Source organism: Psychrobacter sp. T6-4 (genome assembly GCF_052258425.1).
In the GTDB taxonomy this organism is placed as follows: Bacteria; Pseudomonadota; Gammaproteobacteria; order Pseudomonadales; family Moraxellaceae; genus Psychrobacter.
The window spans coordinates 24,774-46,508 of record NZ_JBQQEZ010000009.1; the positions used below are offsets into that span (position 1 = coordinate 24,774).

General features: G+C 43.0%; 21 protein-coding genes. 13 read left to right on the plus strand and 8 right to left on the minus strand.

Features of this window, described 5'->3' with window-relative positions; all coding sequences use genetic code 11:
• Window positions 1-73: 73 nt before the first annotated feature.
• From ACTXGE_RS07770 to ACTXGE_RS07785, 4 genes are all read right to left on the minus strand, one after another.
• Window positions 74-397: an H-NS histone family protein gene (locus ACTXGE_RS07770; protein WP_317198776.1), complete on the minus strand. Its 324-nt coding sequence runs from the start codon at window positions 395-397 to the stop codon at window positions 74-76.
• 390 nt (window positions 398-787) lie between these two features.
• Window positions 788-1,363, minus strand: coding sequence for a single-stranded DNA-binding protein (ssb, locus tag ACTXGE_RS07775; RefSeq protein WP_443542845.1), 576 nt, complete (start codon window positions 1,361-1,363; stop codon window positions 788-790).
• A gap of 178 nt (window positions 1,364-1,541) precedes the next feature.
• A complete protein-coding gene (locus tag ACTXGE_RS07780; RefSeq protein ID WP_443542847.1) occupies window positions 1,542-2,111 on the minus strand; it encodes a DUF3833 domain-containing protein in 570 nt (189 codons plus the stop codon).
• A gap of 198 nt (window positions 2,112-2,309) precedes the next feature.
• Complete coding sequence (locus ACTXGE_RS07785) at window positions 2,310-3,674, minus strand: MFS transporter (RefSeq protein ID WP_435949482.1); 1,365 nt, start codon at window positions 3,672-3,674, stop codon at window positions 2,310-2,312.
• Window positions 3,675-4,196: 522 nt separating this feature from the next.
• On the opposite strand from ACTXGE_RS07785, the gene uvrA reads away from it, so the two are divergent.
• The 6 genes from uvrA to ACTXGE_RS07815 all read left to right on the plus strand — a co-directional run bounded on the left by uvrA (window position 4,197) and on the right by ACTXGE_RS07815 (window position 12,039).
• A complete protein-coding gene (uvrA, locus tag ACTXGE_RS07790) occupies window positions 4,197-7,103 on the plus strand; it encodes an excinuclease ABC subunit UvrA (RefSeq protein ID WP_443542850.1) in 2,907 nt (968 codons plus the stop codon).
• A 124-nt stretch (window positions 7,104-7,227) separates the two neighbouring features.
• A complete protein-coding gene (locus tag ACTXGE_RS07795; protein ID WP_443542852.1) occupies window positions 7,228-8,970 on the plus strand; it encodes a hypothetical protein in 1,743 nt (580 codons plus the stop codon).
• 451 nt (window positions 8,971-9,421) lie between these two features.
• Entirely contained in the window at window positions 9,422-10,267 is an 846-nt protein-coding gene (locus ACTXGE_RS07800; RefSeq protein ID WP_443542853.1) for an SDR family NAD(P)-dependent oxidoreductase, read from the plus strand.
• Between the two features lie 22 nt (window positions 10,268-10,289).
• Window positions 10,290-10,595, plus strand: coding sequence for a putative quinol monooxygenase (locus ACTXGE_RS07805; protein ID WP_443542855.1), 306 nt, complete (start codon window positions 10,290-10,292; stop codon window positions 10,593-10,595).
• Window positions 10,596-10,660: 65 nt separating this feature from the next.
• Window positions 10,661-11,713, plus strand: a complete 1,053-nt coding sequence (locus tag ACTXGE_RS07810; protein ID WP_443542856.1) for an alpha/beta hydrolase — start codon at window positions 10,661-10,663, stop codon at window positions 11,711-11,713.
• A 59-nt stretch (window positions 11,714-11,772) separates the two neighbouring features.
• Entirely contained in the window at window positions 11,773-12,039 is a 267-nt protein-coding gene (locus ACTXGE_RS07815; protein ID WP_443542857.1) for a helix-turn-helix domain-containing protein, read from the plus strand.
• Between the two features lie 45 nt (window positions 12,040-12,084).
• Here ACTXGE_RS07815 and ACTXGE_RS07820 read toward each other — a convergent pair whose 3' ends face one another.
• Complete coding sequence (locus tag ACTXGE_RS07820; RefSeq protein WP_443542859.1) at window positions 12,085-12,366, minus strand: DUF503 domain-containing protein; 282 nt, start codon at window positions 12,364-12,366, stop codon at window positions 12,085-12,087.
• Between the two features lie 142 nt (window positions 12,367-12,508).
• On the opposite strand from ACTXGE_RS07820, the gene gorA reads away from it, so the two are divergent.
• Complete coding sequence (gene gorA / locus ACTXGE_RS07825) at window positions 12,509-13,864, plus strand: glutathione-disulfide reductase (protein ID WP_443542861.1); 1,356 nt, start codon at window positions 12,509-12,511, stop codon at window positions 13,862-13,864.
• Between the two features lie 328 nt (window positions 13,865-14,192).
• Window positions 14,193-15,470: a lysine N(6)-hydroxylase/L-ornithine N(5)-oxygenase family protein gene (locus ACTXGE_RS07830; protein ID WP_443542863.1), complete on the plus strand. Its 1,278-nt coding sequence runs from the start codon at window positions 14,193-14,195 to the stop codon at window positions 15,468-15,470.
• A 27-nt stretch (window positions 15,471-15,497) separates the two neighbouring features.
• On the opposite strand, the gene ACTXGE_RS07835 is transcribed toward ACTXGE_RS07830, so the two are convergent.
• The gene (locus ACTXGE_RS07835; protein WP_443542865.1) at window positions 15,498-15,839 is read right to left on the minus strand and encodes a hypothetical protein; all 342 of its coding nucleotides are present in this window, start codon (window positions 15,837-15,839) and stop codon (window positions 15,498-15,500) included.
• A 267-nt stretch (window positions 15,840-16,106) separates the two neighbouring features.
• Between ACTXGE_RS07835 and ACTXGE_RS07840 the strand changes: the two genes are divergently transcribed.
• The 4 genes from ACTXGE_RS07840 to ACTXGE_RS07855 all read left to right on the plus strand — a co-directional run bounded on the left by ACTXGE_RS07840 (window position 16,107) and on the right by ACTXGE_RS07855 (window position 17,889).
• Window positions 16,107-16,298, plus strand: coding sequence for a (2Fe-2S)-binding protein (locus tag ACTXGE_RS07840; protein WP_443542867.1), 192 nt, complete (start codon window positions 16,107-16,109; stop codon window positions 16,296-16,298).
• Between the two features lie 252 nt (window positions 16,299-16,550).
• Window positions 16,551-17,045 carry a bacterioferritin gene (bfr, locus tag ACTXGE_RS07845; RefSeq protein WP_443542869.1) on the plus strand — a complete coding sequence of 165 codons (495 nt, stop codon included), beginning with the start codon at window positions 16,551-16,553 and terminating at the stop codon, window positions 17,043-17,045.
• A gap of 11 nt (window positions 17,046-17,056) precedes the next feature.
• Window positions 17,057-17,536, plus strand: a complete 480-nt coding sequence (gene bfr, locus ACTXGE_RS07850) for a bacterioferritin (protein ID WP_443542871.1) — start codon at window positions 17,057-17,059, stop codon at window positions 17,534-17,536.
• A 137-nt stretch (window positions 17,537-17,673) separates the two neighbouring features.
• The gene (locus tag ACTXGE_RS07855) at window positions 17,674-17,889 is read left to right on the plus strand and encodes a hypothetical protein (protein ID WP_443542873.1); all 216 of its coding nucleotides are present in this window, start codon (window positions 17,674-17,676) and stop codon (window positions 17,887-17,889) included.
• A gap of 8 nt (window positions 17,890-17,897) precedes the next feature.
• On the opposite strand, the gene ACTXGE_RS07860 is transcribed toward ACTXGE_RS07855, so the two are convergent.
• Window positions 17,898-18,509: a GNAT family N-acetyltransferase gene (locus ACTXGE_RS07860; RefSeq protein ID WP_443542875.1), complete on the minus strand. Its 612-nt coding sequence runs from the start codon at window positions 18,507-18,509 to the stop codon at window positions 17,898-17,900.
• Between the two features lie 114 nt (window positions 18,510-18,623).
• On the minus strand, window positions 18,624-20,228 hold the full coding sequence (locus ACTXGE_RS07865; RefSeq protein ID WP_443542877.1) for an FAD-dependent oxidoreductase: 1,605 nt from the start codon (window positions 20,226-20,228) through the stop codon (window positions 18,624-18,626).
• A 322-nt stretch (window positions 20,229-20,550) separates the two neighbouring features.
• Between ACTXGE_RS07865 and truD the strand changes: the two genes are divergently transcribed.
• Window positions 20,551-21,729, plus strand: a complete 1,179-nt coding sequence (gene truD, locus ACTXGE_RS07870; RefSeq protein WP_443542879.1) for a tRNA pseudouridine(13) synthase TruD — start codon at window positions 20,551-20,553, stop codon at window positions 21,727-21,729.
• Window positions 21,730-21,735: the final 6 nt, after the last annotated feature.

Below are 21,735 nucleotides of genomic sequence, written 5' to 3' on the forward strand. Positions count from 1 at the left end.
TTAATTCTCGCTTACAAGATAAAAGAATTCTTATCTATAAAGTGATCAGCTCATGATGAATCACATCCATCAATTAAACAGCAAAACTCTCAAGACTTTGACCGTCAGCTAAAGCGTCAACAAGCCAAGTGGGCTTACGACCACGACCTGTCCAAGTCTCATCGCTGTTTTCGGTATTACGATATTTAATATTGCGTTTTTTAGCCAGCTTCTCGCCCGCTTCTAATATCTCTTCAATCGTACTATTGCTCTCTTCAGCGATTTTTTCAAACTGCGTGTAGGCGTCATACAAACGCTGATGCTGCTTTTGAGCGATAAGTTGCTGCGCATTCTCAGTGATAGCGCGTAGCTCATCAACGTCTAAACTGTCTAAATCAATAGCATTATTCTTACTCATAACGACCTCGTTCTGAACAGTGATAGATTTGATTATCAATATCAAATCAAAAATAAAAGGCTAATAATACGTTAAATGTAATGATTTAAAACCTGCATTTATAAACAGCCGTATTATTAATTAAGCACATTAACATAATTTTTATTAAACATAGGTAATAAAATATTAATAATACTATTTTATATTTAAAATGATATTCAAAGTATTTCTATTCAAAATAAACAGAAGTTTATATTTATACTTATAAAAATTATTAATCGAAGCTCAAACATACAGAGCTGAACTTTTTATAGATCAATAAAAAAGTCCACGCTTGTGGACTTTTTATAATAAGGTACTTAAGTATTGATATGCTTTTTAGCTAAGTTAAAAAGCTATCTCTTATAAGATTTAGAACGGAATATCATCATCTACTGGGCCATCAGGCATGGCATTAGATTTGGGCGCTGAGCTTGCATTAGATGAAAAACTGTTCTGTTGCGGGCTGGCTTGCTGATTGTTGTTAAAGGTGTTCTGATTGCTACCTTGTGCGATAGCTTGGCCACCGCCTTGGTTGTAGCTGCCTTGGGGCTGAGCAAAGTTGTTTTGATTACCCTGATTGCCATAGCTATCATTGCTACCCTGACCGCCTGTTGCACCATCAAGCATTTGCATTTGCTCTGCGCGAATCTCAGTAATATAACGATCTTGACCGTTTGGATCTTGATATTTACGCGTGCGCAAACTGCCTTCAATATAAACCTTACTACCTTTACGTAGATACTGCGCAGCAATCTCACCTAAACGATTAAATAAAGACACGCGATGCCATTCTGTCGCTTCTCTCTTTTCGCCGCTTTGCTTATCTGTCCACTGCTCAGAGGTTGCCACCGAAATATTGGTCACGCTGCCGCCATTATTAAATTGACGTGCTTCAGGATCTGCTCCAAGATTACCGATGATGATAACTTTGTTAACTCCGCGCATAGTACCGTCCTTTTATTTATGAATAATTTAATCAATTAGCAAATAATCATAACTGATAATACAAGTTTACTTTAACCAATTTTTGTCTAAATATCTAGGGCTAACTCTTAAGTTACGACAATGAATGTCGTGACAAATTAAATGGTTAATAGTTAACCAAACCCCTTTATTTATCTTTCTATTTATTGGTATCTCTGCGCTGCATACTCAACGTCACGCTACCTAATTCTACGCCAAATTTGCTCATGACCGCGCGATTGAGCATCACGTCATCACTGATTAAATACATCCAATCATCAAAGTTGACGTGATAGGTTTTGTCATCGACTGGTAAATCAAGCACATACTGCCAATGAAAAGCATTGCCTGCGACCTCGCCTTTGGCCTGCCCTATCACATCGCCTGCCGTACCCGTCCATCGACCATCAGCTTGCTCGGTCAGTCGCCAAATCCGTTGCGATTTAGTGCCGTCTGCCCAATTGAATTTTTCGTTTAAGACGATGACATCATCGCCTTCGTGGGTGGCATCAATATCGACATAAAAGCGTTTTTTGACCTCACCGCTACGCCCTTGAAACATGCCATAACCATCGATTTGACCTAAGAAAAACTCATGCATATCCAGCGTCGGTTTGACGTTTTGGTAGGTTTGAATGTTTTGCGTGGCGCAGCCTGAGAGTAATAGCGCTGTTGATAGTCCAAAAGGTATTGCAATCTTGCATATAGATTTAACAAAGAGATTATTCATATTAATTCCTTTTGAAAGACAATCGTTTAAAAATAGCACTGCCACTATTAAAGATACGTTAATCTTAATCTGATCTTAGTATTTACGACATATTTTATATCATACCTTACTCTCGACTTGGCGTGAACTACTGCTGTAGGCTCAGTTTTTGACCCAGCCTACGCCAAAAAATTTAGATAGTTGAGATTAAATCAGCTTCTAAATATTTAACGGACTTTGCGCCAAATCTGCTAATTGCGCTTTTGAGGAGTCGGTCAGCTGCGTCTTATCGAGCTTTAGATAAGCGACTTGCTCCTTTGCCATGACCACTAATTCATCAACGCCTTCAACTGCCATCACTTGTTGTGACCAGTGCTGAATATCGATATTTTTGGGGATAGTAACAGTGGTACTCGATAGATAAGGCGGGTCAGATATCGGTATGATAAGCAATAGTGCTGCGCCCATAATGACAGCCAAGATACCCCATGCTAGTAGATTGGATTGGGTCAACAGCAGACCACCCATCGCCCCACCAACAAAAGCCCCAAAGAACTGGCTGGAGGAGTTTAGCCCCATCGCCGTGGCTTTATTAGCGACAGGTGCGCGTTTAGATATCCATGACGGAATGGTCGCCTCTAGTAAATTAAAGCCCATAAAGTACAGCAAAAGCCCCAAGATAATACCAACACCAACTTGGCTACCTATGGCCAACAATACTAATGATACCGTCATGAGCGCCATCGCCCCCAAAAACACCTGACGCATTTTGCGCTTTTTTTCAGCGATAATAATAAAGGGAATGGCAACGGCAAAACCAATAAATAACAGCGGCAAGTAGACCAAACCTTGCTGACGGACAGAGAGTCCCATGACCTCAGAGAGTTGATGCGGCAAAATCACGAATATCGCTGTCATGGTTAAATGCAAGGCAAAAATACCGATGTGCAAACGGTTCAAATCACCAACTTTGAGCACGGTAGCGAGCTGCTCACCGATCGATTTATTATCCAGATTGTGCTTGAGGACGCGCATCGGCGTAGGTACGACGAACAATAGCAACATCGCTAAAATCGCAAACCCTGAGGTCAGCCAAAACAGACCAGAGATACCTAGCGAGCCGACCAGTAGCGGTCCAAAAGCAAAAGCGAGCATAATAGAGGTCGCAATGGTCAAGCCCATGGTCGCCATCGCTTTGGTGCGCATCTCCTCACGCGTGACATCAGCCAGTAGCGCCATAAGTACCGCCGACACCGCGCCGCTCCCTGCCAGCGCGCGCCCGATGATAACCTCGTAGATATCAGTCGCATTGGCGGCGATGATACCACCTAGTGCGAACAAGACTAGGCCGAGCATAATAATCGGCTTACGCGGGAATTTATCAGCGGCAAGGCTCATGGGTATCTGAAATATCGCCTGACCTAGCCCATAGATACCGACCGCCAAACCGATCAAAAATGGCGTGGCATGCGCGTAATTATCGCCGTAGACCGAAAACACTGGCACGATCATAAACAGACCAATCATGCGCAGGGCAAAGATACCACCAACCCCAAAGATTGCCCGTTTTTCTACGCTGTTCATACTTGCCTCACAGGGATATCCAATAGCGACTGACTATCAAGACTCATTGCACAAGAGAAGTGACCTTGTACGAGTCAGTATTCGCGACAAATCAAGCCCCCTAGTATAAGACATTCGCCGTCAGCTTGCCGAAACTTTTGCCACTTTGACCCAAAGCACTGGCTTTTTACTCGGCTACTTTTGATGACGCCGCAGTTTTATGATTCAAAGCGATCGGAGTACAGCGAAACCTTGAATAATGCCTGTGTCATGACAATATAGAACAGCACAACTGACGTCATCAACGGGTGCGTTTTTGGCATTATTTAGGTTTAATAGTTACGTTTAACAGTGATCTTTAATAAATACATACCAATGAATAACAACACCTCAAAGCCATCCCGTTATGATAATTGACTGTTTATAACCTTTAACGCTTTATCTAAAAATCCTTATTCTCAAAACTTACTTGTATTTTAATCTTTGCTTTATTTTTAGCTTATCTCTTTATAACGCTCTTAGCCCATAGGAAACCTATCTATAATGGCACATGACCATATCGCAATACGCGGCGCTCGTACTCATAATCTAAAAAACATTGATCTTGATATCCCACGCGATAAGTTCGTCGTGATCACAGGTTTATCAGGTTCTGGTAAATCATCACTCGCCTTTGACACCTTGTATGCTGAAGGGCAACGCCGATACGTCGAGAGCTTATCAGCGTACGCGCGCCAGTTCTTATCACAGATGGAGAAGCCTGAAGTTGATAGTATCGAAGGCTTGTCTCCTGCGATTGCGATTGAGCAAAAATCAACCAACCATAACCCGCGCTCAACAGTGGGTACGATTACTGAGATTTATGACTACTTGCGTTTATTGTACGCCCGTATCGGCACGCCGTTTTGCCCTGAGCACAATGAGCCGATGGTCGCGCAGTCGGTCACTGAGATGGTCGATCAAGTGATGGCCTTGCCAGCTGATACCAAGATTATGATCCTCGCGCCTGTGATTCGTGAGCGTAAAGGCGAGCACACCGTTTTGCTAGAGCAGCTCATTGGACAAGGGTTTGTACGCGTACGCGTCGATGGTCATGTCTATGACACCGATGAATTACCGACGCTCGATAAGAAGAAAAAACATACGATAGAGGTGGTCGTTGACCGCTTTAAAGTGCGCGATGACTTGGGTAACCGCGTCGCCGAAAGTTTGGAGACCGCATTACGTTTAGGTCAAGGTCTGGTCACCCTACACTTTATGGATGGCAATCCAAAAGAAGGCGGTGATCAGAACCAAGTCATGTCCGCCAAGCACTCTTGCCCAGTCTGTGACCGCGCCGTCTCTGAGCTTGAGCCGCGTATGTTTAGTTTTAACAATCCATACGGCGCGTGTCCTAGCTGTGATGGTTTGGGTAAACGTCAGTATTTCGCGGCTGAAAAACTCATTACCCACATTGATAAAACACTCAATCAAGGCGCAATCAATGGTTGGGACAAGCGTCACTCGTACTATTTTGGCTTGCTTAGCACAGTGTGCAAACATTTTAAAATCGATATGGATACGCCGTGGCAGGATTTATCCAAACAGCAGCAAGACCTTATCATGCATGGCTCTGGTAAAGAAAAGTTGACCTTTAACTTTACCGATGAGCGCGGACGCAAAACCAATAAGACCATTCCTTTTGAAGGGGTACTACCGTACCTTGAGCGCCGTTATGCCAAAACGCAAAGCAACTTGGTGCGTGATGAGCTCGCCAAATATCTTGCCGATACGACCTGTAACGTCTGTGATGGTGCGCGCCTGAACGAGATCTCACGTAACGTGCGCGTTGATGATCAAACCATCGCCGAAATCGTTAAGCTGTCTATTGGTGATGCCGCTGACTATTATAAAACGCTTAAACTGAGCGGGCATAAAGGGGAAGTTGCGGAAAAAATCTTCAAAGAGATTAATGAGCGTCTCAACTTTTTGGTCAGCGTTGGCCTTGATTATCTCACCCTTGCCCGCTCTGCCGAAACCCTATCGGGCGGCGAAGCGCAGCGTATTCGTTTGGCTAGTCAGATTGGCGCAGGTCTGATGGGCGTGATGTATGTCCTTGATGAACCCTCCATTGGTTTGCATCAGCGTGATAATGATCGCTTATTAAAAACGCTAACACGCTTGCGTGATTTGGGTAATACCGTCCTCGTTGTAGAGCATGATGAAGATGCGATTCGCCAAGCGGATCACGTTATCGATATCGGTGTCGGCGCAGGCGTACATGGCGGTCATATCATCGCCCAAGGTACCGTCAAAGACATTATGGCGAACAAGGAATCGCTGACGGGACAATATATGTCGGGTAAGAAGAAAATCGAGATTCCAACTATACGCCACAAAGCCAAAACCATAGAAGTAGAAGCGAAAGGCAAAGCCAAACCCAAAAAATTACCCATGAGCATTGAGTTAAAAGGCGCATCCGGCAATAACCTACACGACGTAGATTTGAGTCTGCCTGTTGGTATTATGACTTGTATCACAGGGGTATCAGGTTCTGGTAAATCAACGCTAATTAACCGCACCCTTATGCCATTGGCAGCGACACAATTGAATAATGCCTCAACGCTTATCGCGGATAAGCACGAGAGTATCAGCGGTCTTGAGCATCTGGACAAAATGGTCGATATCGATCAAAGCCCTATCGGTCGTACCCCGCGCTCCAATCCAGCGACGTATACTGGCGTGTTTACGCCCGTACGTGAGATGTTTGCGCAAACGCAAGAGGCGCGTGCTCGGGGTTATAAAGCGGGTCGCTTTAGCTTCAACGTCAAAGGCGGACGTTGTGAGATGTGTCAGGGCGATGGTCTCATCAAAGTTGAGATGCATTTCTTACCGGATATGTATGTGCCGTGTGATACCTGTGAAGGCAAGCGCTATAACCGCGAAACGCTCGAGATTCACTATAAAGGTAAAACCATCGCGGACGTCCTCGATATGACGGTAGAAGATGCCACTGAGTTCTTCTCAGCCATACCAGCGATCTATCGTCGCTTGCAAGCGCTAATGGATGTGGGTCTCAGCTACATTCGCCTCGGTCAATCCGCGCCGACGTTATCTGGTGGTGAGGCGCAGCGAGTGAAATTAGCACGTGAGCTTGCCAAACGCGATACGGGGCAAACGCTGTATATCTTGGATGAGCCGACCACTGGTTTGCATTTCCATGATATTGATAAGCTGCTGCATATCCTGCATGCGCTACGTGATAAAGGCAATACCATCGTGGTCATCGAGCATAACTTAGATGTCATTAAAACTGCCGATTGGGTCATCGATCTTGGCCCTGAAGGTGGTAAAGGTGGTGGATTGATTATCGCGGAAGGGACGCCTGAGGAAGTGGCGGAAGTGAAAGGCTCGTATACGGGTGAGTTCTTGAAACCGATGCTAAAGCAGGCGATGTCTGAGGCGAGTTAGTAGGTTGATCGTTTGGTTTTGATTTGAAGGCTGCTCTTTTGGGGTGGCCTTTTTTAGTGTGTGGTGTTTTTATTTTAGTGTTAATATTAATGTTATTTTAAGAACATCTGTAAGGTAATGAGTAATGGCAAATGTAGTAAATCTTGAGAAGAAACTTTTAGAGCTTATCGAACATAATAATTCATTAGCTATTGCTTTAACTGGTGAATGGGGCATTGGTAAGACATATCTTTGGAAAAATTTTAAACAGAAGAATATTAATCAATTTAAATTGCGAAAGTATGCCTATGTATCTTTATTTGGTATTGACTCACTAGATTCTTTAAAATATGAAATTGCTGTCAAAACTCATGCAATCAATGAGCTGGAAGACAGGTTGCAAGGAGCTAAATCATTATTTAATAAAGCTTTAGATACTGTTGATTTGTCTAAGATACAAGGTAAAGGCCTTAGTTTAAATATAGGCAAAAGCTTGATAACAAGTACGCTCTCTAACCTAGTTTCAAAAACTGTTATTTGTATTGATGATATAGAAAGAATTTCAGATAATTTGCCGATCAAAGATGTTATGGGCCTAATCAACGACTTGAAACTAGAGAAAGATTGTCAAATTATTGTGATCTTACATGAAGCTAAGGCGAACGAGCAATTTCAAGAATATAAAGAAAAAGTATTCGATGAAGTTCTTATTCTTGATGATAACTCAGATATATTAAAGACTTTCATTAAGGATAAACTCGCACTAGATGTTATGCAGCTATTTTATCGTACACTAAGGATAAAAAATTTAAGGTTTTATAATAAGGTATTTATCAGCTATCAACAGATTATTAACTCCGTCGATTCACTAAGCAACACTAGTAGAGATTACATACTTAAAAATCTTTTAGTTATTCGTTGGATAGATGAGTTCCAACCCGAAATACCTTTACAAGGTGAAGAAAGTGGTGATAAGCCTACTTTTAAAGCTACATTAGACTTATTCCGTGATCAGAATGGCGAGTTTATAATAGTGTCTGACGATAGCTTCTTAAAGCAGAGTAAAGAGTTTAAAGCTTTTAGAAAGTACATAGAGCCATTTTATCCTTTATTCTTCTTTGACGATTGGACTATGCATATTATATCTATGCTTACCGAACATGATATATCTAAAAATTCTATACAAGAATTGGTAGCAGATGACATTCTATCGGAGAAAAAACTTCAAGATGAATTATTCCATAGAGAAGTTATAAATGAATTTCATAGCTTGAAACTTCAGCCTAAATTCTGTGAGCGCTTATACTATTCAGCCTGTATCAAAATTCAAAAATCTGAATTAAATAATATTAGCTTTTACTGTGATATTTTTGACAGTTGTAATAGAAAAGATTTAACGCAACAGTTAGAGAATCATGTTAAGCAATTTATTAAACGAGAAACAAGTATGGCACAGTCAAAACCATCTGTTGGAAGTTGGTATCGCTTCGGTGTAGAGCCTTACGAACGATTCTATGACTGTGTTGTTGAGAATATAGAGAACTATCAACCTATCAATATTAGTTCTAATGTTATTTCTTCTATTTTTTTAAGATATTATGAAGATAGGATATCGAACGATGATAATAAAGATACCCTTGCATCAATTGATAAAAACATTTTGAAAGAAGTAATTTGGGTAAAGATTGAAGATGAAAGTTATCGCAGACAATTTATTCACTCTATTTTACTACATCCTGTACTTAACGAAGTTCAAGGTAAGAAGGAGGAAGTAAGGAGGTGGATACTAGAGCTTTTAAACGAGAAAATAGAAGAAAGCTCAGGAAGTGAAGTTCCTATTAGAATGTGGTTAAAAAGCACTAATGATTTGACAGAAAATCTTTCCTAATCATATTAACTATAGCCTTTATCTCGTAGGTTGATTTGACCAAGGAAACCCAACTGTCTCATATTTATCAAAGCCAACTCGTTGGGTCTCGTTCCTCGACACCAACCTACAGAATAACTCTCAAATCCATATACAATTCGTAGGTTGGCGTGGAGCTTGCGACACCCAACAGACACTATACTCTTCAAATTTTTCGTAGGGTGCGTTCCACGCACCTTTAAAATTGAGATAGTGAATGGTGCGTGGAACGCACCCTACCAGAGCTAACACCACGTCTCTTATCAAAGTCCTTTCACCCATCAAATCACCTCATTTAAAAGCACTATTAAGCCTCTTCTCAATTACACCACGTCTCCAATCACAACACTTTCATTACAATCAGCAGCATAGCGACAGATAAAATAGAATACATCCAAAATTCAAATGATAACTGAAAATATAAGGATGACTCATGACAAAAACTATTTTAATTACTGGCAGCACGGATGGCATTGGCAAACTTGCCGCTTTAAATTTAGCCAAAGCGGGACATCAAGTCTATTTGCATGGCAGAGACGCGGACAAACTTGCTAGCGTTATTATGGAGGTCAAAGCAGTAGCGACTAGCGCAGCGGCGGACAATATTGATGGGTTTGTGGCTGATTTGTCAGATTTACATGCGGTACGTAACATGGCAGCAGAAGTAAGCGACAAGCTACCAAAGCTTGATGTCCTTATTAATAATGCAGGGATTTATACCACCGCATCGCCCTTGACCAAAAACGGATTGGACGTGCGTTTCGTGGTCAATTATTTAGCGCCTCATGAGTTAACCAACGCCTTATTACCACTACTTAAAAAGTCTAATCAAGCGCGCATTATTAATCTAAGCTCAGCGGCGCAAGCACTAATATCCTATCCCGCTTTTGCAGGGAACGAACGTCTTGACGACAAAGACGCTTATGCGCAAAGCAAGCTGGCACTTACGATGTGGAGTATGGATTTAGCCGACAAAGTCGCTGGCGATGATATCAATGTAATCGCGGTCAATCCTGGCTCGTTACTGAATACCAAAATGGTCGATGAAGCTTATGGCAAATATTGGTCATCAGCAGATAAAGGCGCAAATATCCTAACAGAGCTTGCCATATCCGATGAGTTCGCTGACGATACCGGTAAATATTTTGATAATGACATCAAAGATGGCGCGCACGGCGAGGCCAGAGGCGAGTTCGGACAACCGCATGCCGATGCTTTAAATAAAAACGCTATTGCCGAGCTTAAACGTCAAACTCAGAATTTATTACAATCACTATAATATTTAACCATAGGAAACACTTATGAACACTCAAGAAAAACAGGCTATTACCCTTGTAGCCAATATCACCGCCAAACCTGAACACGCCGAAAGCCTTAAGTCTGAGCTACTCAAGCTGGCAAAGGCATCACAAGCCGAACAAGGCGCTATGCAATATAATATCCATCAAGATAATGCCAATCCTAATCACTTTGTCACTTATGAGGTATGGAAAAATAAGGAGCTTATGCAGCAGCATGGACAAAGCGCGCATTTTCAAAACTTTATGAAGGTGACAAAGGAGATGATCGAAGACTCTAATCTTACGCAAATGACCCGTATTGCGTAAGGTTTGTAGACATAAAACCAAGGCGTAACGGTTTATTATCATCGATCAAGATAAGGACATCTTCAATGAAAATAAAAAACCACCCAAAGCTAAAAAAACTCGCATTCAAAGCACAAAAAATCATCGTCAAAAGAATAGTCCACCTACCCAAGCCCATTCTACGCAAAATCGCGGGCGATCCCATTGTTATCGACGGTCAGACCTTAGATGTCTCCGTACAAGTCATCTTAAAGCTATTTGGTCCACCGCCCAATCACCTAGCGAGCGTTGCCAGCACGCGCAGACAGATCGATGCACAAGGGCCATTACTCGCGCAGTCTAATCATAAAGATATCATCAGCGATGACTTTCCCCTCGACGTATCAGGCGGTGATAGCATTACGCTACGTCGTTATCGACATCGCAAAGTCAAAGATAATAATCAGTCAGCTTTGGTGTTTTATCATGGTGGTGGTTATGTGGCAGGCTCGCTTGAATCACACGATTTAGTCTGTCAGCATTTGGCGGCAGATGGTAATTGTACCGTCATCGCAGTCGACTATCGCCTCGCGCCTGAGCACCCCTTCCCTACTCCTGTCAATGATGGACTGGCAGCTTTCCGTCATGTTGCCAATAATGCCGATAAGTTTGGTGTTGATGCGACGCGTCTGGCGGTCGGTGGTGATAGCGCAGGTGGTAACTTAGCCGCTGTCGTCGCGCAGCAAACCAAAGACGATGCTCATCCGCCAAAATTGCAACTGTTATGGGTGCCTTGGGTCGATATGAGCCGTGAATATCAATCGTATGAGCTATTTGCGACAGGTTTCTTTTTAGAGCGCGTAAAGATGCGCTGGTTCCAAGAGCAATACATAGACGATAAAGCGGATACCAAAGACCCGATGGTATCGCCGATATTTGGTGATTTAGAAGGCGTTGCTCCTGCTATTATTATGGTCGGCGGCTTTGATCCGCTACGTGATGAAGGTGTGGCTTATGCGAATAAACTTGAAGAAGCCGGTGTAGATACTCAGCTCACCATTTATGAGACCATGCCGCATTTGTTTTTGATGTTTGCAGGTGAGATTGAGGATGCAAAAGTGGCTTTTGACGATGCAACGCGAGCGCTTCGGGGATTGTAAAATAGTGTTGAGTTACTTGTAGGGTGCGTTCTACGCACCGCTTATACAGGACTTAAAAGATGACTAAATATACCTCTGCATTTGACGCCCTTTGTGATACGCCTACTCAAAGCGCTAATCTAAAATTGCGTGCTGAACTTATGCATCATATTACAAACATTATTAAAGATATGTCAGGTACGCAAAGCGAGATTGCTAAGCTTTGCGGAATTACTCAACCTCGTCTTAATGACTTATTACAAGGCAAAATTAGCAAATTTAGCCTAGATGCATTGGTAAATATCAATGCTAACTTAGGTGTTGAAATCAGTCTTGATTTTGCTTGATAGGGTTTTGAGTGCCTTGCATGGTAGGAGATACACCTACCCCACTTAAATAAATTCCCGCTCAATATCCATCACCCTTGCATCTACCGTCCGCTCTATCTTCTCCTCTATCTGACTACACTGCGACTCAACCTCACGTTTGGTCAGTCCGACGATGACAAACGTCCACTCGCTGGCATCGTGCCGATCGCGCTCACCGCTCTCGCATACGGCAATACTTGGTGTATTACCAAAACGCGCATGCAAGCCGCCCATACGTTGGCGCTTTTCTTTTAAGGAGCTGCAGCCAGGCAAAGAGAACGTCATAGTCAAGATAGCGATATGCATAGGTTTTCCTCATTAAAGTTATCCACGCTTCATGGTATCATCAAGCACGCTTGGTGTATGGTCGGCAACTTGTAAGATACAGAATCGTACCCATAACAATAAGACTAAAATTGCCTCAAAACGAACTAAAGAGATCTCAACCATGACAAAACATTATGACTATATCGCCATTGGTGGCGGTAGCGGCGGTATTGCTTCGATCAATCGCGCGGCAAGCTATGGCAAAAAATGCGCCATTATCGAAGCAGAACAATTAGGCGGCACTTGTGTCAACTGGGGCTGCGTACCCAAAAAGGTCATGTGGTACGGCGCGCAAGTGGCTGAAGCCATTGAGAAGTATGCGCCAGATTATGGCTTTGATGTCGAGTTAAAAGGTTTTGACTTTCAAAAACTGGTCAATAGCCGCCAGCAGTATATTCAAAACATCCATCGCTCTTATGATAATAATTTGGCAAAGAACGGCGTTGAGGTCATAAAAGGCTTTGCCAAGTTCATCGATACCAATACGGTCGAAGTCAATGGCGAGCACATTACCGCTGACCATATTTTGATTGCGACCGGTGGTCATCCTATTTTCCCCGACATCCCAGGCGCTGAGCACGGTATCGATTCTGACGGGTTCTTTAGATTAAATCATCTGCCCAAACGCGTGGCTATCGCAGGGGCTGGCTATATTGCGGTTGAGATTGCAGGCGTACTCAACAGTTTAGGTTCGGAGGTGCATCTGTATGTGCGTCAGCATTCGCCGCTACGCTCGTTTGACCACACTATCGTAGAGACCTTGCTGATAGAGATGGAGCAAGATGGTATTCAATTGCATACCGAAACGACACTCACTGAAGTCAATAAAAATGAAGATGGCAGCTTAGAGTTATGTACCAAAGACGGTACGCTTGATACGGTAGATTGCCTGATTTGGGCGATTGGTCGAGCGCCCTCCACTGATACTATCAATTTAGATGTCACAGGGGTTGAGACGACGGACAACGGCAAAATCAAAGTCGATAAGTTTCAGAACACTAACGTTGACGGCATTTATGCGGTTGGCGATATTATCGAGCACAGTGTTGATTTGACGCCGGTCGCTATTGCAGCAGGTCGCAGGCTATCTGAGCGCTTGTTTAATGATAAGACCGATGAGCATCTGGTTTATGATCTCATTCCGACGGTTATTTTTACTCATCCTGCTATCGGTACGATTGGTTTGTCTGAGATTGACGCGATCAATCATCATGGCAAGGATAATATCAAGTGCTATACCTCGACCTTTACCTCGATGTATAGCGCAGTGACTCAGCATCGTCAAAAGTGCGTGATGAAGCTGGTATGCCTAGGCGATGATGAAAAGGTGATTGGTCTGCATGGTATTGGCTATGGCGTTGACGAGATGATTCAAGGTTTTGCGGTCGCAATCAAGATGGGCGCGACCAAGGCGGATTTTGATAATACCGTTGCTATTCATCCGACAGGCTCTGAAGAGTTTGTGACAATGAGGTAGTGGGCGCTAGTCAGCTTTAGTTTGATAGAGTGTACAAGTAAAAAGGCTATTTTAGATAGAATAGCCTTTTTTTGTGGCTAGATTTTAGGTTAAAGCCTTTGGTCTACTATTTAAACTTTTGCTATGTATTTGATACTAAATACATAATACTAAACGTAACCTTTTTAAAAGCCTAAAGCTGATATTGTCTCACTTGTCTTTTAGGGCTTGAAATCGTTCAGATTAGCGCTGCCTTTTCAGATAATAAAGGTTGCACATCTTAGTTGCCGACTTACCCAACCATAGACTGTGTTGACATCTAAAAATAAAAACTCAAACAAGGTTACTTATGCACATTTACGATTTTATAGGGATAGGTTTTGGTCCAGCAAATCTTTCAGTGGCTGTTGCCCTGTCAGAGAAGGATATGTTAAATGACAACTCAAAAATCATGTTTATAGAGAGCAAGCCTGACTTTGTCTGGCACGGCGGTATGCTGATACCCGAAGCTGAGATGCAGATTTCATTTTTTAAAGATTTAGTGACGTTCAGAAATCCCACCAGCCCTTTTACCTTTATCAATTACTTAGCAGAAAATGGTCGGTTAGAGACTTTTGCCAATCTCAAAAACTTTTTCCCAAGGCGAGTGGAATATAACGACTATCTACAATGGGCGGCTAAGAAGTTTGAAAATTATGTCAAATACGCTACTAAGGTTATAAAGATCGAGCCTGTGCTTATCGAAGGTTCAGACGTCGTAGACTACTTAGCGCTACATTTGCAAAATGTCACCACTAAAGAGGCGGAGATTATATACGCCAAAGACATCTCGCTTGCAGCAGGTATCAGCAAAGTCATTCCTGAGTATATGAGTGCCAATCCTGATATCAAGATCAGTCACTCTGAAGATTTTTTGTACAGCTTAGAGACTGATTTTACTGATAAACATGCAGAGTATAAATTTATAGTGGTGGGTTCTGGTCAAAGCGCTGCTGAGATTACCATGCATTTGGCAGATGAGTACCCCAATGCCAAAGTCGATCTTTATTTTAGAACCTATGCCCTAAAGCCTGCTGATGAAACTGAATTTGTGAACGAGATCTTTGATAGTGATACGGTTGAGACCTTTTTGACTTATGATGATGACTTTCGAGAAAACATCATTGAGAACCACAGAAATACTAATTATTCAGTCGTCGATCCTAAACTCATTAGCATCTTGTACGAACGCCTTTATTATCAAAAGCTGATTGGGACTGAGCAGATCCAGCTGCATCAATTTCATGAATTAAAAGGTATAGATAGCGACTCAAAACAGGCAATATTTAAAGAGTTGACGGATAATAAAACGGTAAACATAGAGTTTGACGGTTTATTTTTGGCAACAGGTTACGAGATTATAGCGACCGATATTGTCAAAAACTTTGAGGAGTATTTAGTATACGATACCGAGGATCGCTTGGTGCTAGACACCGATTATAGGGTGAAAACGATTAACGCTAACTTTAAACCTAAGATATTTATTCAAGGGGCAAGTGAGCATAGTCATGGCATGAGTGAAACCTTGCTCTCTTTACTGGCTTATCGTTCAGGGAAAATCGTGACTAGACTGAGCGAGAATGATTAAGGCTTATTGAATGGAGTAGTAAAAAGTCTACATCCCCAAAACCCACTCATCATTTACTTGGTACACCTTGAAGCTTCCTTTGTCAGTGCGACTATTACCCGCAACCGTTTGCGTAATATCAGCGGTACACATATAGGTATTGTCGCCCTCAATGGTGTCGCAATTGACATTATCTACGCTCTCAAGGGTTGGCATCATGCCTGCCATCATCCCGCTCATTGCCCTTGCCATCTCATCATTGCCCGCACCCGCCATCGCATTATCCATCATGCTGCCCGCCTGCTCATACTGTGCTTCAATAAGATTTTCTACATCACTCTCAGAGGGTCCACTTGAGCAAGCAGCAAGTAGTGGCGTTAATAAAAGCATGGCAACTATGTTTCTGATATTTGTATTTTTAACATTTATATTTTTGACATTTTTCATGATGGTCTTGCTCTTTTATCTTCGATAATTAAGTATACCTAACGCTGAGTAAAAACCAAACATAATTTCTTAGATTTAAAGCTAACCTCTCTAAACTTTGTCACTGTAAAAGCTATTGCAAATGATAACAATTATCGTTACTATATGTGCTATTAAATCGTCATTCTTATTCATGACAAGTAAATTGTCAGAAGATTTAGGAATAGTTATATGTACGTATGTATCTGCAATAGCGTTAAAGAAAAGCAAATTCAGGCGGCAATCAGCTCTGGTATCGATACACTTGATGGTCTCAAAGAGACGCTAGATGTCGCTACTTGCTGCGGCTGCTGCGAGCCTATGGTCAATGATTATATTGATGAGCATCACGCCAAGCTTGACGTTCTTGCTTATGCTGTTTAGCTCTCAGTTAGTACATGAATAGTTAGCCTATCAACCTACCTCTCCATTATCAAGCACGCTTAGCCTAGTCTATTATCTTTATGATGCTTATCTTGCACTAGAGTTTGTGCATGCTATTTTCTATTTTTATTCTACTGCAAATGTCTGTTACTATTACTATCAAGTACAATTACTATCAAGATCCTGTCTGCTATCCTTGACTTAGGTCTGCTGTACACGCCCTACTAATCAAATTTTTAGTGAGTATATATTATGAAAGGTAGTCAAAAAGTTATCGATTATTTAAACTTTTTATTGGGCGGTGAGCTGGCCGCTCGTGACCAGTATTTTATTCACTCTGAGATGTATGCTGAGTGGCACTACGGCAAATTGTATGACCGTATTCATCACGAAATGGAAGATGAGACCTTGCATGCACAGGCGATCATTCGCCGTATTTTGATGCTAGGCGGCATCCCTAAAATGAGCGTTAATGAGATTCAAGTCGGTACCGCAGTTCCTGAAATGCTACAGCTTGATCTGGATCTTGAATATGCAGTGCAAAAAGATCTCAAATCAGGCATTGCGCTATGTGAAGAGGAACAAGATTACGTCACTCGCAATATCTTGACCCAGCAGCTCAAAGACACTGAAGAAGATCATGCTCATTGGCTTGAGCAGCAGCTGCGTCTTATTGATATGATAAGTCTGCCTAACTACTTGCAGAGCCAAATGGCTGAAGTATCGCCAGATTTAGTATCACACTAAAGGAGAGAATCATGAGAGGCGACAAAGAAGTCATTCAAGTGCTCAATAAAGTGCTTGGTCAGTCTTTAATAGCGATTAATCAGTATTTTTTGCATGCGCGTATGGCAAGGCATTGGGGACTAGAGGTTCTAAACGATCATTTGTACAAACAATCTATCGCTGAGATGAAGTGGTCGGATGATCTGATTGCCCGTATCTTTTTGCTCGGTGGGCTTCCTAATCTACAACAACTAGGCAAAGTCTATATCGGTGAAGACGTCCCTGAAATTATCAGTTGCAACTTGCGTTTAGAGCGACAAAAATTCGACATTATTACTGATGCGATTACATTGTGTGAGACGCATCAAGACTATGTATCACGTCATTTATTGCTTACTCTTAAGGATGGTAATGAGGAGTATGACGACTGGCTTGATACACAAGAGGATTTGATTAAATCGGTAGGTGTAGAGAATTATATCCAAGCACAGGTGCATGATGATTCTGAGTAATACAAGCGTGCTGATTTAACCCCGGTTGTCTTTAGACCAAAGCCAGTTTACTTAATAATCTATGCCTGTACTAAAATCTATGACAGACAGCACAATCTTGATACTGTTATGATGCTTTAAATAATAAGAGTTGCGAGATGATTGTGTGGCAGATCTACCTATACATCCTACCTATTGGGCTTGGCATTATGACATTGGCGGCAAGCTTACTGTGCTTGTTTGCCTACCTTATGTCTGATGACAATGCCACGCGCCGGCCCGCCTTTCACTGGTTTAAGCGCTTACTTATTGTCGCCTTTGTATTACTAAGCGCTGGGCTGTTTATGACCTTTGGGCACTTTTGGGGACAGTAAAGATAACCCTATCTGCTCACCAATTTTTCTAATTCTAATAGCTCTAAATCTTGCCGTTTAGGCTCGCCATTATTACCATCATCTGGGAACGGCATACTATTGCCATTCAACTGATAGCCGCGTCGCTGATAATATGCCAACAGCTCAGGACGATGACTCAAGATTGACATGGTCAGACGGCTTGGCTGATCGCTCCTTTGCTCATGACTAGATAGTAAATGCCGCGTCGCAAAAGTCTCGGCGGCTTCTAAGATGACATGACCCACGCCGCACCCTTGTAATTCTGGATGAACGGCAAACATGCCAATATAGGCTTTGTTGTTGACATCACTATCTGATTTTATATCAACTGCAATGCAGCCTAGTAGCTCGCCTGTCTCTTCGCTATCGCGCTCGCCCATCGTCGTTTTGGGATATACAAAAAAGTAGTGTTTTGGATCGTTGATGATGTGGATAAGCTCGCTTTGAGTAATGCGTATGCCGCCGACGAGAGATGCTTCATTCGTCCAGCCTTGGGTGCTTCGGTAGCACAGGTTGAGTAATTGCTCAATGGCACCAACATCGTCGGCCGTTGCTTGACGAAGAAACACCTTTTCTTTGTTTTTGATAGTAGTCATCATTGTATTCTCAAGATTTAAAAAGCGCTTTGTATAACAAAAATATGCTATTTAATATATAAAAAGGCTGACCTAAATCAATAGATCAGCCTTTATAGTAACAAAACTCTGCCAATGCTAGCGCGATAAAACCTTTGCTTGCTCAATAATATCGAACCCTGCATTGATCTGCGCGCGCGTTGGCGCATGACCACGGCGCAAGAGTTCAGAGAAGGCAATCAGCTCTTTGTCACGTCCTAAGGAGCTTGCAGCGCTGGCACGCGTATTCTCCCCTTCGTCATCGAAATAATACTCGATGTAGTCTAGCGTATCAGGCGAGCCGAACAAGATATTATGATCGGGCGTCGCCGCATGTCCGCTATAGCGCAAACTATTGCCATACTGCGCCGTCCAAAAGAACGGAATACGCTCCTCTGGTGAGTTAACGTTGTCTTCATTTAAAATAGCAGCGGCAGTTACGATGCCGTGTTGCAGTGCTACGCGCCAATGCTCAATACGCATCCGCCCCATCTGATTGGTGGCTTTGGCAATATCACCGAGCGCATAAACGCCATCACGCAACTGCAAGTGATCATCGACCTGTACGCCGTCTGGATCGTTAACCTCATTGAGCAATTCGGTACGTGGCGCGACGCCAGTGCCTAAGATGACAACATCTGCATCGATACTACTACCATCTGACAATGTAACGCCACTAACTTTGCCGTCGCCATTGATTTGATCGACGCCTGCGCCAAAGGCAAATTTGATACCTTTTTCTTCATGAAGTTTAACAAGGGCATTACTCACCGTTTCTGAGACGATATTTGCCATGACGCGTGCGCCGCGAGCAACGACAGTGATAGACTTTGTCTCGCCTGCCTGCGCCAATGCAGAAGCAGCCTCCATACCGATAAAGCCTGTACCGACGATGACAACGTTTTTGTTGTCGGTAGCACCTTTGATTGCCTTGGCATCATCCATACTGCGCAGTGTATAGACGCCGTCTAAATCAGCGCCTTTAAAGGGTGGTATTTTAGGTTCAGCGCCTGTTGCAACGACTAAGAAATCTGCGGTTTGTTGCTCGCTATCGCCATTCTCGTTTGTCACAACGATAGTGCATTCATTAGGGAGCACTTCGCTCACCGTTTGCTTTAGGCGCAGATCGATATTGTTTTTGCTGGCCCATTCTGCGCCGCCCAGCATCAAATATTTCTCATCCATCTTGCCTGCCAAAAACGCTTTTGATAGTAGAGGACGATTATAGGGCGCTTTGTCGTCTTTACTAATGATAGTAATTTTGCCGCCGTAGCCAGTATGACGCAGCTGATTGGCAGTCATAAAGCCGGCTCCGCCGCCGCCAACAATGATCGTATGAGTGTCAGTTAATTTGTCATTCTCTACGCGTTTGTCCATCTTTGCTGCGGTATTGATAGTGAGGCTATCGCCCTCATCGGTCAGTTCATACTGAGTCAAGCCGCGCATAGCCACAGGCTCAAGCAGCGTCCCATCACGGCTATCAAAGCTACCATGATGCCATGGACAGATAACGCGATCACCGCAGCGCATACCCTCGCCCAAATCTGCACCCGCATGCGGACATTTACCATCAAAGGCGCTAAACTCATCATCATCACGAGTGATTAAAATGATACTATCATCGTCTTGCTTGTAGGACTTCATGCCACCATTTGGAATATCGGCTTTGTCGATGGTAACGGTGTTAATCATAGCGTTGCTCATAAGTTATCCTTAACGGTTGTTATTCAAAAAATAATGCTTGCGTCTACAGCTTTTAGGTCATATCAAATTAAAACACAGCACATCAAAACGTGATTAAATAGTATTGATTTATCGATAGTAGCAAGACCCATGTCCACACGCTGTTTATTTGTGCGTTTACTGCGTTGCAAAACGTAACTTTTGACTATTCACACAAACGTTCCCAAAGCACTAATCTAGAAGATAAAAGCTAAAAGCGTCAGCCTATGATCGTTCAGATATAGTTAGAAATAGTAACCTTTACATTTTTATACTTAAATCACTTCTTTAAAAGATCCTTTTTATGACCACAAATACTCATAATTTATTTGATATTGATTTTACAAAAGCGACGGATACTGCTAGCCTGCCGCAGCCTGCCGTACCTCCTATAAGACAAGCGACCTATAAGTCCTATAACACAGACTTTGTCGTCAATGAGATATTAGATGTCGACTTCACAGGAGAGGGTGAGCACTTGTGGCTGCATATACAAAAGTCAGGGGTAAATACCGCGTATCTGGCAAAACTCCTATCAGAATGGGCAGATATTCCACTGCGCGATGTCGGGTATTCAGGTCTCAAGGACCGTCATGCACTGACGACGCAGTGGTTTAGTTTGCGTATACCTGTGCGGCAAATGCCAGGGTCCAAGTTTGCACCTGCAGATATTCGCGATGAAGAATCAATCACTATCCTCGCCCAGCATTGGCATAACAAAAAGCTTAATCGCGGGACGCACAGGGCCAATCAATTTATCATTACCTTGCGAGATATTACTTTGCAAGATATTGAATTGAAGGATGACGATAAGTCGTCTGTAGAACAGCATCTAGCGACTATTAGCAAAAGCGGTGTGCCTAATTATTTTGGTCCACAGCGTTTTGGCTGGCAAGGCAACAATATTAAAGAAGCCTTAGCACTGTTTGCGCGCTCCATACCAGAGCATCGAGCTACGCCCAAAAAGAGCAAACGTAAACGTGCACCGCGCGAGCAAAACTCGATGGAGTTGTCAGCGGCGCGTAGTTTAATTTTCAATGAGATATTGGCTGCAAGAGTGCGTGATGGCAGTTGGAATACGGGACTAGATGGCGAGGTATTTAACCTCGATGGCTCAGGGTCGATATTTGCTAGCGATAGCATAGAAGATACATTACGCGAGCGCCTTGCCAGCGCCGACATTCATCCAACGGGCGTCTTGTGGGGCACATCTAACGATAAGGTCAGCGGGTTAGCCGCCCAGCTTGAAGCTGATGTCATAGAGAATAATCTATTATTAACAGAGCTAGCAAAAGGTTTAGAGCTGCGAGGCATCAAAGCGCAGCGGCGAGCATTGCGATTACCGATTGAAGCGATGCGTTGGGAGTGGCAAGAGCAGCAAGATAGTAGTGAGCAGACATTAGTGCTCAGCTTTACTTTGACGACAGGTAGTTTTGCCACTAGCGTGCTGGCAAGTGTCGTTCAGAACTTACAAATGGCGTGAATAAGG